Genomic DNA, 13311 nt, shown 5'->3' on the forward strand with positions numbered 1-13311 from the left:
AACTCAAAATGCTTCCTGAAAATATGTCAACTATTCTGAATCCATCGTGAGCTATTCTTTAGCCTTCTGGATGTTTCATAATGGGCCAAGAAATTTGGTGCCTTAAATTTATAACCACGAATGGCGATTAACTTTTTCTAATTTCAACTTATGGAAGATAGACCAAAAATCAAACTACAGCTAGGAGTCACTGAAATAATTCTAGAATCACTGGGATGGTTGGCGATTCTGGCAATTTGGGGATTGGTTATCGTTAACTATTCAACCCTACCAAACTCTATCCCTACACACTTCAATGCTGCTGGAGTGCCAGATACCTATGGAAGTAAACCTGAATTGTTTGTATTGCCTATTATTGCCACATTAACATTTTTGTTAGTCACATTCCTAAACAAATTTCCTGAGATATTCAATTACCCAACGGACATCACAACTTCAAATGCTTCAGCTCAATATCTAAATTCAACCGGAATGATGAGGTATTTGAAAATGATATTGGTTGTCATCTTTGGCACAATTGTCTATAATAAAATACAACTTGCCCAAGGAATTAGCGAGGGATTAGGGGTCTGGTTTCTCCCCATAAATTTGGGGTTGCTTTTCATTCCTTTGATCTACTTTATTTCAAATTCATTTAGACTCAGTAAGAAATTTCAGGTTAATGAATAGAGAACAACTACAAATAGATTTTTTTCCAACCGAGTTAATGCTCAAACTCTACCGAGACATTCCTGAGTCTGAATATGAAACTAAAATCAAACTGGTCAATGATTATATCGAAGAGGTGCGTTATTCCTATGATGAAGATGTGCTGAAAATCAAACAGCAAAATCAAATAGCCCATATTTACTGGACGTCCGAACTCTATCAGCAAGCTATCAACCATTTTGAAATTGTGGTTAAGAGTATGGAACCTGAAGACTATCCTTCTATCTATTTCCTTGCGCTAAATCTGTTAATCAGAGGAAATATACTTCTTTCAAACTATGAAGAAGCTGAAAAATGGGCAGAATTAGCTTTCGAAAATCACCATCTAGCCGATGCGATTTCCAACCTTCATATTTTAAACGACTACTGTAATGTCATCACCAAAACTGAATTTTTTTTAGATAAAAAGTATCACCCGCTGATCCAATCGATAATTGATGAATATGGTTTTCCTGAGAAATTGGGAGATCCTGTTGAGACTATTCGATCGATGCAGAAGAGATATAAGTTTTGGGCCAGAAAAATGGGTGAATTGGAATTGGCATCAGTTAGTCCCGATTTAAATGATACTATTTTAGCCTATGAGAATTATATTAATTCTTGTGAAATTGAATGGTTTAGAAAGTACGCACTTAAAAGTATTGAAAACATCAAAAATAAATAGAGCGAGATTTTTCCAAAATTAATCGAAACATTTTTTTGCCTTTGAAAAACAAATGATAGAAGCATGAAAAACAGTGTATTTATTGCCACCAGCCTAGACGGTTTCATCGCAGGAAAAAACGATGAATTAGACTGGCTATCTACTTTTCCGGAAATCGACCACATCGACACTGGATTCAATGAATTCATAGCCGGGATCGATGCGCTACTAATGGGTAGAAACACTTTTGAAGTTGTAGCTGGTTTTGAGGGAGAATGGTTTTACAAAAAGCCTGTTTTTGTCTGGAGCAATTCTTTGACAGAGATTCCTGAGAAATTCAAAGAAAAGGCTTTTCTAGTCAAAGGTAGTCTCTCAAAAGTGCTTAACGAAATACATGGCAAAGGCTTTCAAAAATTATACATAGATGGAGGAAAAACAATTCAGAGTTTTTTGAAAGAAGATTTGATTGACGAAATGATCATTACCACCATTCCAGTATTGCTGGGATCTGGTATTCCAATGTTCGCAGATTTACCCAATCAGCTAGTCTTTGAATGCGTCAAATCAACCCGATTTTTAGATAAGGTCGTCCAAAACCATTACGTTAGGGCGAGATAATTTTATCTCGCTGTCCAGCCTCCATCCACAGTCAGCATAGAACCAACCATGTAGCTTCCAGCATCTGAAGATAAGTAAATCGCAGCTCCCTGTATTTCTTCAAGCTTACCCCATCTACCAAGTGCTGTAGCTCCGACGACGAACTTCTTCCCTTCTTCTGTATCGGCAATTGGTAAGTTCATTTCTGTTAAAAAAGGACCTGGACAGATGGCATTTACCGTAATATTGAATGGAGCGAATTCCAATCCGAGTGCTCTTGTCATCTGCACTACTGCACCTTTGCTCGACGCATAAGGAGTTCTATTCGATAATCCTACCAATCCCAACGTACTCGCCAGATTGATTATTCTTCCTTTACCAGCTTCCTTCATATAAGGAGTAACAGCCTTGCAACAAAGCCAGGTCCCGGTCACGTTGATGTCCATCACCTTGCTGAATTCCTCCAGTTGCAATTCATCAATTGCTCCGCGAATATTAATCCCTGCACTGTTAATTAAAATATCGATTCGGCCAAAAGCTTCGAAAGCGGCTTTTGCCATGGCTTCTGTCTGGGCTTTATTCACTACATCTGCTTCAAAAGCAATAGCCTCCACACCATAGAGTTCAGTGATTCTCTGAGCTGATTCCTCTCCCTCTTTCAGCGTTCTACTGACCAACATCACATTTGCGCCAGCCGAAGCAAGTCCCTCTGCCATGGCTAAGCCTAGTCCTTTAGAGCCGCCAGTGATGATTGCTGCTTTTCCGCTAAGGTCAAAAAGTTTGATTCCAGGTAATTTACTAGACATTATTAATGGGTTATAAGTTTACAATTGTTTACAAATCTTCGCACTTCTAAAAAATACTATCACAATCCTAGAGAACTTCTACTGTATTTAAGACAAGACACCACGTTCTCTTCCTCATAAGCAAGTTTCTCTTCTGGACTGAGGCCTGTGGTATGTGGAAGCTCTCCAGAATAAGGATTCTCTTTGATTTTTCGTAGTACTTTGGCTGTGGACTGAGCTGAGGTATCACTGAAAGTAGCCCAATAGCTATCCGTCAAATAAGGAATCTCCAAAGGATCTCGCGTAATCATCTCAAGACTAAATGTAATTTCCGGATTGAATTTTTTACACCATTCCACTCCAGTTTTCAAATCAATAATTCCTTCGCCAAGGGGTACTTCAGAAAGCAAAAATCCTTCTTCGTAATCTTTAACTCCCATATCTTTCACATGCGTAGAAAAAGCATAAGGAGCCAAGGTCTTGATGACTTCCATCGGATCTTCCAGAAATGACACATTATTTCCAAAGTCCAAGGTCACTCCTACCCATTCGCTTCCTAGACCAATAATTATTTCTTCCAATTCTTTTGCATGCCAGTCCTTGTGGTTTTCTATAGCCAGCTTCATTTTATGCTTTCGCACGATGGGTTCAGCCAATTCAATGCACCTCAATGCATTTTCTTTGAAGGTTTTAAACTCCTCTTCCGTTTTAAAATTCACATACCTCCTGCCGCTCAGACATGCCGTACGCAGAACATTTGCTCCTGCTTCCTTGGCAGCTAAAACCTCCGCTTCAAACTTCGACACTTCATCTCCAGACTTGGGTAGACCAATACTTCCTTCAATATATAAGTCTAGATTCTCTCTTCGATCCCTTACTTGTTTAGCAAAATCCTCTGCCCAGCCATTCACTAACACTTGTACTCCTCCTGCTCCGATCTGCTTACAGTGTTCCATCATATCTATCGCATTGGCAAACCCCGGATATTTTTGACTATTCACCTGAGATTGCCATCTAGCGCCGTAAGAATGAACAACCACTCCCATTGGAATGCTTTTTAGATTTTCTGGTATAGATGGAAAAGGAAAGGTCATTGCAAAAGCGCCAAGACTTGCCGTTTTAATGAATTTTCTCCTTTCGGCATCAAAGTCAGGGACATTATGATGTGAGCGTACCATGGGTTAGGGGGTTTGGGTTTCTTTGGGTAAAGTAGCAATGTGTTCATTCAGCTCCTCAGGACTCCAAGGATACACTCTTCCCTGCGATGTCATCCGAGTAATCGCCACAGTGCGACCGGTTATTGGTGTGGCTTGGTTGCCCCATTCATTTCGGACATAAGTCAAAATCGCTGCAATACTTGCATCATCCATGGTGGAATGCGCAGGCATCACAGGCAAAATGTCCGGCGCATCATAGGTCTTTCCGGCAACTTCAATCGCGCCTTCTATGCCATGAAGTAAGATCATGGAAAGTCTTCTCTCATCTCCTAGCACCCACTCTGAGCCTGCCAATGGAGGACCCATTCTTGTGGCACCGGCACCATCTGAACCATGACAACCGGCACAGGTCACCATGAATTTCTGTCTTCCTTCGGCAAATTGGATCATGGCTTTCTCATCGAGCTGGTTTTCCGAAGCCATTAGAGCACTAGGTATATATCCCGGCCAGGAAAAAATGCGCTTGAGCATTCCCAGTCTATTTTCAGGAATTGGAAGGTCTGTTCTTTTAAAAATTGATGGCTCCGATTTCAATCCAATCGGTTCAGCATTCTGCATAATTCCTGCCTGAATAGACATGCCTGATATCAATACGTTTTCTTTCCACCCGAACTCCCGACCATTTACATCTGCCATAGTCAAAAGCCCATTCACTTCTGAGCCATTTCCATTTTTCAAAATAGCGGCGGAAAGTGTCTCTATAAAAATTTCCTTGGTCTGACTTTGACTTTCCCATTCAGGAGAACCCCATAGATTTTGTAAGAATGCATACTCTTTCCCTCCCAAACTACTCATCATCGCATCCCGCATCAAAGGATTGTCTCCATAATTTTTAAAAAGTGATGAAAATACTTTTTGTTCTTCATCCAAAGCAAGCACATAACTGCTTAAAGCGAGTTGTAAAGCCTCCTGCTCAGTGGCAGAAACAGCAGCTTCTTCCATTAATTGGGCTAGCTTGGCATGGGTAACCGGTGAGTCCTGCGCAAAAGGTTCGAGTAGCCTAAGTGCTGTATTTTGAATCAAGCCTGAAGATTGCTCAAAGACGGTAAACAGAAAATTCTCCGACAACAATCCTAGTCCTTCCAAAGTCCACAAAGCGTGAAATTTCCCCAATTCACCAACCTCTCTGTTCGAAATAAGTTTTTTCAAAGCTTCCCCAACAGTTGGATCATTTCGCTCGACCAAAAGTCTTTGTGCCATATCTCTATACCAGCCATCTTCATCTGATAAAAACTGAACCAACTCATCATTACTGGCTTCAGAAAGCTTAATAACCGGACGAGTTTGCTCTCCTTTTGGCACTATCCTCCAAATTCTACCCAAATGAATCGGCATCAAAAGCCCACGACCAACAGTTTGTTCGCTTAAATACGGAGTCAGATATTCTCCATGCTGTATCAAGCCTCTGTACATATCAGCTATATACAGCGCTCCATCTGGTCCAGTGGTGAAGTCAGAAGGCCTAAATCTCTCATCGGTGGATGCCAAAAATTCCTTTCCGGGGTGCGGGTCTTTACCGGTGATAATCGCACCTGTTTGAGATAGCACATTCCTTTTTACTAAATTTCCAGCTGGTTCTGCTACAAAGGCATTTCCGTAATAGTCCTCCGGAAAAAGAGTACTTCTATAAATAAATGGTGAACAAGCCGCTGTGAATTCTACTAAGCTTTGGTTTTCATCCAAAACACCTGGGATATACCCTCTATTCACTGCAGGAGTTGGGCGAATAGGATAAACTCTCCTTTCAGCTGCCACACCATAATCAATTCCCGTGGAAGGTTCATGATTTGGGTTCCGGGAAAGATAATTTGGAGGAACAAGATCTGCGTGAAGCTGCGACCAGTTGTAATTATAGAATAGTCTGCCCTGATCGTCCTGACTTATTCCCCATTGTCCCCTAAACTCTGTTGAATCTCTGATCCATTCGCCATCCTCATATTTGTATCTCAAACTGGACTTTGCATTGTAATACCAATTGTCCACATTTCTAAGCAAGCCATTATCCGAGTGCTCGGGATTACCGGAAGCTGCATAGGTAGAATCCATTAAAACTTTTGTATCCGCCTTTAGGTCGCCATCAAGATCTTTAGTGATATAAAGCGCGGTATTTTCGGATACAAGCACTCCATCAGCATAGAATCCGAGAGCACGTGGCATAATCAAACTATCCAGGTAAATAGTACTTTTATCCATCATGCCATCACCATCTTCGTCTTCCAGCACTGATATTCTGCCTATAGGCTTATCTTCCTCCGAACCCAATGTGTCAGTCATAAAACCACGCATCTCTATCACCCAAAGTCGTGAATCTTCATCGAAGGTGATAAAAACCGGCTCCTCCACCATGGGCTCCGAAGCTACTAACTGGATTTCAAAACCTTCCTCCAATTGAAAAGTCTCCAGTTCTTCAGATGCTGATCGTGCAGGAGATGGATTGGACGGATCATCATTTACTGTTTTGGCACAAGATGCCAGAATCGTTGTAATAAAAAAGTAAGAAACAATACGGGTAATCAACATACTACAACTAGTGATTTTGGGTTTGTTAGAAATTCCAAATCGAAGGAAATCAAAGTGAATCAGATGAGATTCGAAATGGATCTGTACAATTTGAGATATATTCAGTTGATACACAAGCTAGATTTGATCAAAAGAAGGATTAGGATTCTATTTTGCCCAATTAAGAGTATTCATTTTTCTTATTTGAATAGATAACATACAACTGCCAATCATGTTAAAAAATTGTTTGTTTTTAGCTCTTGTAACCCTGTCTTGAATTTATGTTTTAAAAAAGAGGTGTTGGAATTCTTGGATCCATGTTCAGTCACTCTACTGAAATCTAAGTTTGTTGGAATGGAGAAGCCTTAATAAAATATTCTAAATCAAAAAACGGGAATCTCTAGCGACCTTTTAAAAAGTTAACTTTTAATAATTCACGAAGTCAAAAAGGAACTCAGTATGAAGACTTATAATCTTATTATAGAAATGAATTACAATAAGCATTTAGGGAAAATCCAGCCGATCAAGATGCAGAATTTTAGTCTTTTACGCTAGATCTTCAGATAGGAAGATTAACGAAGAAGTACAATAGTTAATTCCAAGCCTTAACTTTGCTCAAAATATAAGCAGATGAACTTTTCAGATTTAGGACTCTCCAAGCAAATACTGGATGCTATCAAAAAAGCGAATTACGATAGTCCCTATCCCATACAGATAGAAGCCATACCAGCTATTTTGCAAAAGAAAGATGTGCTGGGAATAGCTCCCACAGGTTCTGGAAAGACTGCTTCTTATATTCTTCCTATACTTCAAAGGCTGCAGGAAAAAGCTGAGAATAAAGGTAGAATGATACCAGTTCTGGTATTGGTTCCAACTAGGGAGTTAGCTAGCCAAGTAGCGGAAGTAACAGAGAATTTTGCACGGTTCCTTAATAGACCTGTGAAGGCCTTGGCAGTTTTTGGTGGAGTTTCCATCAATCCTCAGATGATGAAAATCTACGGAACGGATATTTTGATAGCAACTCCGGGAAGGTTGTTGGATTTGCTATCGAAAAACTCCCTGAATTTAAACCAAGTGGAAATTCTGGTTTTGGATGAAGCGGATAAAGTTTTGAACATGGGATTTAAAGAGGAAGTCGATCAAATCCTCGAAAAACTTCCAAAGAAACGACAGAACATACTTTTCTCTGCCACAAGTGAGGAATCCGTAGAAGGTTTGATCAATGAGATGCTCCATGAGCCAGTTCGGATTACTGCGGAACCGGATACCGTTTCGCCTGACCTTATCGAGCAATATGCATATCGTGTTCCTATGGAAAGAAAGGGACCCTTCCTTCGCTATTTAATTAATTCAGGAGATTGGTCACAGATTTTGGTATTCGCTTCTTCTATCCGGGCAGCAAACAATATAGTGACCAAACTTAATAAAAATGGTGTGGATGCGCTGGCCTTTCACGGAGACAAAAGCCAAGGAGCTAGAACTGAAGCTTTGCATCGATTCAAATCCGGTAAAACAAGAATTCTGGTGGCGACAGATTTGGCGGCACGAGGGATTGACATCAAGTTTCTGCCGTTGGTGATCAATTATGAATTACCCAGATCTCCAAAAGACTATGTACATAGAATTGGTAGGACCGGTCGTGCAGGAGCAATTGGAGAAGCAATATCTCTTATCGCAGAGGAGGATTTGCATCACTTTAAAATTATCCAGAAGAAGATGAAGAAGCATGTGCAGCTAAGAAGCATCGATGATATTGAGTTTTAATCAAAAATTTCCCGAAGACTTTCTCTGAAAGATAAATAGCTCATGAACAAAAACAGGTTGGAAGCATTTAGTGATGGCGTGTTGGCAATTGTCATCACCATCATGGTTCTTTAAATCAAGGTGCCTCATGGAGATCAATTGGGAGATTTAAGGCCGCTTATTCCAGTATTTTTAAGCTATGTTTTGAGTTTTATATACATAGGGATTTACTGGAATAACCATCACCACATGCTTCATACCGTTACCAAAGTAAATGGTAAATTGCTGTGGGCAAACCTTCACTTACTTTTTTGGCTTTCCCTGATCCCCTTTTCTACGGGTTGGATGGGAGAAAATCACTTTGCAGCTCTTCCAACGGCAGTATATGGATTTGTATTATTGATGTCTGCAGCCGCGTATTTCATCTTAGAAAGAATTATACTCAATAGTCAAGGAAGAAACTCCATTCTTGCCCAGGCTGTTGGCAAGGATGTTAAAGGAAAACTATCTCCAATTCTTTATCTCTTGGCGATTGGCGCTACATGGATAAATCCGGCCATTTCAGAAGCAATTTATGCATTTGTTGCTTTGATGTGGCTTATTCCAGATCTGAGAATTGAAAAGATTATTGATGTTGAAAAAGAATAATTTTAACAAAATCTATTATTCTGCAATCCTATTGTGAGACAAAATCTTCAGATTCGCTTTCTGCACTTTTTAAATTAAACAAATTCAGATCAAAGATTCTTCAACATATTCTAATTCAGGCTAATCATTTCATAAAAAAATAACAAGATATTTACGAACTCATTAACATTCACCCCTGTTAGCCTCAGATAGTCAAAATTTATAGATCAAAATATTTTTAGGGTGGAAAAGAAATACAGCAAAACGGAATACTTTAAAATTGTCCTGGTACTAGGTGCCTTGTGTACAATTAGCCCCTTTTCTATAGACATGTACCTCCCAGGTTTTCCAGAGATGGCAGAAACCTTAAATACTCCTATATCTAACATTCAGCTTTCACTTACTGCATATCTAGTCGGGATTGCAATTGGCCAGCTATTTTATGGACCTCTTTTGGATAAATACGGACGCAAAAAACCGTTGTATGCAGGATTAGCAATATATATACTTGCATCCATTGGATGTGCTTTATCCCAATCTGTAGAAAATCTGATTTTCATGCGATTTCTTCAGGCTATCGGAGGATGTGCAGGTATGGTATCTGCTCAAGCTATAGTAAGGGATATTTTCCCTGTAGAGAAAACTGCCCAGGCGATGTCTCTTCTCGTATTAGTGATCGCTGTTTCTCCCATGATTGCTCCAACTTTGGGTGGATTTGTGACTGCTGCTTACGATTGGCATTGGGTATTCATCATCCTTGCTGCACTGACAGCTTTGATATGGTTAGCTACCGTAGTAGTTCTTCCAGCCGGAGCTCTTCCAGACAGGGAGGTTTCTTTGAAACCGAAAAAGGTTTGGGATAGCTATATCAAGGTTCTCAGCAATCGCCAATTTCTGGTTTATATGCTGGCAGGAGGTATTGCCGGTGCAGCGCCGTTTGCTTACATCGCAAGTTCAGCAGATGTATTTATGAACGTGTATGGTTTAAGTGAGCATCAGTTTGGTTGGCTATTCGCTCTTCTGGCATTTGCTATGATCGGTTCCACTCAGCTGAACCACATCCTTTTGAAGAAATTTTCATCTCAACAAATCATCAACTTCTCCCTGCACTATCAAAGTTTCACAGGCTTATTGCTGGTCACTGGGGTGTTTTTCAATTTGTTAAATGTATACAGTTTGATTACGCTGATGTTTGTATTTCTCACAGCCCATGGCCTCAATGGTCCAAATACTACTGCACTTGCGATGGCTCCATTTTCCAAAAATGCCGGATCAGCATCTGCCATGCTGGGAAGTATGCGCATGGCCATAGGAGGAATAGTAACAGCGATTGTCAGTTTGTTCCATGCTACTTCAGCATTCCCTATGGTGGTTGGAATGGCAATATGTGCCTTTGGAGGATTTATCGTTCTGAAAATGGATCAGCGACTTCCGGGGACAATAAGTAGACAGAGGCGCAACGAAGCATTTGCATCATAAAAATATGACCTATTAGACTTGATCAGGAACCATTAATGAGTTCCTGATTTTTTTTTTCAAATCCAAAATCATCTATTCATCTCCTTTCATAAGGAGGGTAACTGTTAGGCAAAAGGCACTCATTTGATATCTAATCTATTCCAATCCTAAAAAAGATAATCCCTACTTTTGCCATTCCCAGTCCTTTTTCCTCCATGAGTAACTCAAATCTTGCAGTAAGAACAGTCATTTTCAGCATGCTCGGCAATGTCGCACTCGCAACGATAAAATTTATTAGCGGGATACTGGGCAATTCTTACGCGCTAATAGCAGATGGTATCGAATCAGTAGTAGATATATTCGCATCTGTGCTCGTACTTTTTGGATTGAAATATTCGGCCCGACCAGCAGATGAAAACCATCCCTATGGGCATGGAAAGGCTGAGCCTTTGATTACGTTTCTGGTAGTAGTTTTTCTGGTCATCTCAGCAGTAACCATCGCTTGGCAAGCTTACCAGCATATAATTACTCCACATGAAATCCCAAAACCATTTACTCTGATCGTCCTCGCTGGTATTATTATCTGGAAGGAAATCTCTTTTCAAGTGGTCATGTCACGGAGTAAAAAGCTAAAAAGTAGTTCGCTCAAAGCAGAGGCTTGGCATCATAGAAGCGATGCCATCACCTCTGTCGCTGCATTTATCGGAATCACTATAGCGATTTTTGGTGGTGAAGGATTTGAAGAAGCGGATGATTATGCAGCTCTTCTTGCGGTTGTTTTCATTCTTTATAACTGCTATAAAATCTTCCGCCCGGCGCTCAGCGAAGTGATGGATGAAAACAATTACGATGAATTAACTGAGCAAATACGACAGATTTCGCTCACTGTTCCGGGAGTCAAAGGCACTGAAAAGTGCTTTATCCGAAAAGCCGGTATGGAATATCATGTTGATTTACATGCTTTGGTGGAGGGTGAGTTAACCGTTACTCAGGGACATGATATTTCACATGAGCTGAAAGACAAACTTTGCAAAGTGATCCCCGAACTTGGAAATGTCTTGATCCATATCGAACCTTACTAGCATGTTATTGCAATGCAACTTTGCCTATAACTACATTTAATAGGTCAACTTCAATGAAATGTGATTTTTGAAATAAAGAGAAACGGTAGAAATGCATTTCAGAGTCTCTAAAAAATTGGTTTTTTTTTAAATGGTAGAAAATTCTGTGAGGTCACTCCCAACTCGTTTTTGTCTCATTATCAAATTCGAAAATAAGGCTGAACATGAGAAATATCTTAGCACTGGATATTGAAGCGATATCCGCCCATTCACTCCTCATCTATTCATCAATTTTAGTATCTTGATAGTCAGTATCACATCGATACAGGAAGTACATAAATTCTTTAAATTTTAATATCAACAAACCCATGAAAACCATTTTCAGTATTGCCCTTTTTCTATATACCACTCTTGCTTTTGCGCAAACAGATAAGGAAGTGGCTTCCCAAGTAGAAAAACTCCGTCTGGCATTAATAGACCCCACTGTTGACAATTTGAGTGAAATCAGCTCAATTAACCTAAGCTATGGACATTCCAGTGGAAAGCTTGAAAACCAAGCGCAATTTATAGAAGCTCTAATCAGCGGTGCATCGGATTTTGCAAAAGTTGAATTCGAAGATCAAAAAATACAAGTTGAAAAAGATGTGGCCATCGTGCGGCATAATTTGGTCGCAGATGTTTTGGATGGAGGTACTACGAATTCTATAAAAATTGGGGTAATACTGGTTTGGAAAAAAGAAAAGAGCCAGTGGAAATTACTGGCTCGACAGGCTTACAAGCTGCCATAAATCATTTAGAGATTTCTTCCTCTTCTATCGGTTTCTTATGCCAATAGGAAGCTAGTATGGAACCACTTACGTTCATAAATGGACCAAACACGGCAGGTGCTAAACCAACTGTCGCAATCTTTCCCATCTCCTTTGCAATTCCGGAGGCTAGTCCTCCATTTTGCATTCCCACCTCAATAGCGATGGTTCGGCAATCTTTTTCGTTTAGTTTAAATAATTTGCTCGCCCAATAACCAAGCACATATCCCAAGAGATTATGGGCAACTACCAGTACGATCAAAAGTGGACCAATATCCAGAAGACTATCTCTACCCGCAGCGACTATCACTACCAGAATCAATGCAATGGCTGCCATGGAAATTATAGGCATAAGATCATCCAGCCATTTAGCTTTTCCACGAAGGAAGTAATTAAACAGCAATCCTGCACCGATCGGTATGATCACCATTTTCACAATACTAAACATCATCTCTACTACGTCGATGGCTACAAACTCACCAGCTAGCCAACCCATCAAAAATGGAGTAACAAAAGGTGCCAATAACGTGGTGACTGAAGTGACGGTAATAGAGAGCGCTAAGTTTGCTCTAGCCAGAAATGCCATTACGTTGGATGCCATTCCACTTGGGGAACAACCGATCAAAATCATCCCAGCAGCTATCTCAGGAGGAAATCCGCTCATTTTTGCAAGTGTATATCCTATGAAGGGCATAATAGTAAATTGGCAAAGAACGCCTATGATGACTCCTTTTGGCATTTTGACCACACCCAAAAAATCCCTTACGCTCATCGAAGTCCCCATTCCAAACATGATTATTTGAATGAGGGGAACGATCAAAGCGCTGAATTTAAATCCATCATATTCAATAAAATATCCAGGGAAATATAGTGCCAATGCCACTGACCCGAAAATCATCATGGAATAGGCATATCCTTTTAGTTTAGGGCTGCCTAGGAATGCAATCGCGCAGATAAAGAAAAAACTAATCCAGAGAATACCTGCATCTGAGATATCAGAGAAGATACTCATCCCGAGGGCAGCTAGGAATATTATCCCTGTGACAATAGATAGTATTTTGGTGATTTTAGGATTCAAAACGGCGGTATTTTGGGTAACAATAATTTGAAAACAACCCGAAAACCAGCACGGCACTAGCTTCCGGGTCTATCAATAGGTAAAATAGG

11 protein-coding genes and 1 pseudogene are annotated in these 13311 nt (G+C 40.2%); 8 read left to right on the plus strand and 4 right to left on the minus strand.

Features of this window, described 5'->3' with window-relative positions; genetic code table 11:
- The first annotated feature begins 150 nt into the window (after positions 1 to 150).
- The 3 genes from AACZ73_RS10470 (at position 151) to AACZ73_RS10480 (ending at position 1969) form a co-directional block, all read left to right on the plus strand.
- Positions 151 to 669 (plus strand): DUF1648 domain-containing protein, encoded by a 519-nt coding sequence (locus AACZ73_RS10470; protein ID WP_339877628.1) that lies wholly within the window; start codon positions 151 to 153, stop codon positions 667 to 669.
- A gap of 37 nt (positions 670 to 706) precedes the next feature.
- Positions 707 to 1372, plus strand: coding sequence for a hypothetical protein (locus tag AACZ73_RS10475; RefSeq protein WP_339877629.1), 666 nt, complete (start codon positions 707 to 709; stop codon positions 1370 to 1372).
- A gap of 63 nt (positions 1373 to 1435) precedes the next feature.
- Positions 1436 to 1969, plus strand: coding sequence for a dihydrofolate reductase family protein (locus AACZ73_RS10480; RefSeq protein WP_339877631.1), 534 nt, complete (start codon positions 1436 to 1438; stop codon positions 1967 to 1969).
- Between the two features lie 2 nt (positions 1970 to 1971).
- On the opposite strand, the gene AACZ73_RS10485 is transcribed toward AACZ73_RS10480, so the two are convergent.
- The 3 genes from AACZ73_RS10485 to AACZ73_RS10495 are packed head-to-tail and all read right to left on the minus strand — an operon-like array spanning position 1972 to position 6584.
- Positions 1972 to 2754 carry a 3-oxoacyl-ACP reductase family protein gene (locus AACZ73_RS10485; RefSeq protein WP_339877632.1) on the minus strand — a complete coding sequence of 261 codons (783 nt, stop codon included), beginning with the start codon at positions 2752 to 2754 and terminating at the stop codon, positions 1972 to 1974.
- A 59-nt stretch (positions 2755 to 2813) separates the two neighbouring features.
- Positions 2814 to 3911, minus strand: a complete 1098-nt coding sequence (locus AACZ73_RS10490) for a sugar phosphate isomerase/epimerase (protein WP_339877633.1) — start codon at positions 3909 to 3911, stop codon at positions 2814 to 2816.
- A gap of 3 nt (positions 3912 to 3914) precedes the next feature.
- Positions 3915 to 6584, minus strand: a complete 2670-nt coding sequence (locus AACZ73_RS10495; RefSeq protein WP_339877635.1) for a c-type cytochrome — start codon at positions 6582 to 6584, stop codon at positions 3915 to 3917.
- A gap of 495 nt (positions 6585 to 7079) precedes the next feature.
- Between AACZ73_RS10495 and AACZ73_RS10500 the strand changes: the two genes are divergently transcribed.
- From AACZ73_RS10500 to AACZ73_RS10520, 5 genes and pseudogenes are all read left to right on the plus strand, one after another.
- Entirely contained in the window at positions 7080 to 8213 is a 1134-nt protein-coding gene (locus AACZ73_RS10500) for a DEAD/DEAH box helicase (RefSeq protein WP_339877636.1), read from the plus strand.
- A gap of 42 nt (positions 8214 to 8255) precedes the next feature.
- Positions 8256 to 8840: pseudogene (locus AACZ73_RS10505) on the plus strand (TMEM175 family protein).
- Positions 8841 to 9053: 213 nt separating this feature from the next.
- Positions 9054 to 10298 carry a multidrug effflux MFS transporter gene (locus AACZ73_RS10510; protein WP_339877918.1) on the plus strand — a complete coding sequence of 415 codons (1245 nt, stop codon included), beginning with the start codon at positions 9054 to 9056 and terminating at the stop codon, positions 10296 to 10298.
- Between the two features lie 194 nt (positions 10299 to 10492).
- Positions 10493 to 11359: a cation diffusion facilitator family transporter gene (locus AACZ73_RS10515; protein WP_339877637.1), complete on the plus strand. Its 867-nt coding sequence runs from the start codon at positions 10493 to 10495 to the stop codon at positions 11357 to 11359.
- Positions 11360 to 11706: 347 nt separating this feature from the next.
- Positions 11707 to 12126 (plus strand): nuclear transport factor 2 family protein, encoded by a 420-nt coding sequence (locus AACZ73_RS10520; RefSeq protein ID WP_339877639.1) that lies wholly within the window; start codon positions 11707 to 11709, stop codon positions 12124 to 12126.
- Between the two features lies 1 nt (position 12127).
- Here the strand turns inward: AACZ73_RS10520 and AACZ73_RS10525 are convergent, their stop codons facing one another.
- Positions 12128 to 13156, minus strand: a complete 1029-nt coding sequence (locus AACZ73_RS10525) for a bile acid:sodium symporter family protein (RefSeq protein ID WP_339877919.1) — start codon at positions 13154 to 13156, stop codon at positions 12128 to 12130.
- Positions 13157 to 13311 lie beyond the last annotated feature (155 nt).

Origin of the sequence: uncultured Algoriphagus sp. (assembly GCF_963974835.1) — a bacterium.
Taxonomy (GTDB): Bacteria; Bacteroidota; Bacteroidia; order Cytophagales; family Cyclobacteriaceae; genus Algoriphagus.

Bases quoted from the DNA above. Each gene is read 5' to 3' on its own strand.
- AACZ73_RS10520 (WP_339877639.1), top strand. From the start codon at position 11,707: ATGAAAACCATTTTCAGTATTGCCCTTTTTCTATATACCACTCTTGCT.
- AACZ73_RS10470 (WP_339877628.1), top strand. From the start codon at position 151: ATGGAAGATAGACCAAAAATCAAACTACAGCTAGGAGTCACTGAAATA.
- AACZ73_RS10515 (WP_339877637.1), top strand. From the start codon at position 10,493: ATGAGTAACTCAAATCTTGCAGTAAGAACAGTCATTTTCAGCATGCTC.
- AACZ73_RS10475 (WP_339877629.1), top strand. From the start codon at position 707: ATGCTCAAACTCTACCGAGACATTCCTGAGTCTGAATATGAAACTAAA.
- AACZ73_RS10525 (WP_339877919.1), bottom strand. From the start codon at position 13,156: ATGAGTATCTTCTCTGATATCTCAGATGCAGGTATTCTCTGGATTAGT.
- AACZ73_RS10500 (WP_339877636.1), top strand. From the start codon at position 7,080: ATGAACTTTTCAGATTTAGGACTCTCCAAGCAAATACTGGATGCTATC.
- AACZ73_RS10485 (WP_339877632.1), bottom strand. From the start codon at position 2,754: ATGTCTAGTAAATTACCTGGAATCAAACTTTTTGACCTTAGCGGAAAA.
- AACZ73_RS10480 (WP_339877631.1), top strand. From the start codon at position 1,436: ATGAAAAACAGTGTATTTATTGCCACCAGCCTAGACGGTTTCATCGCA.
- AACZ73_RS10490 (WP_339877633.1), bottom strand. From the start codon at position 3,911: ATGGTACGCTCACATCATAATGTCCCTGACTTTGATGCCGAAAGGAGA.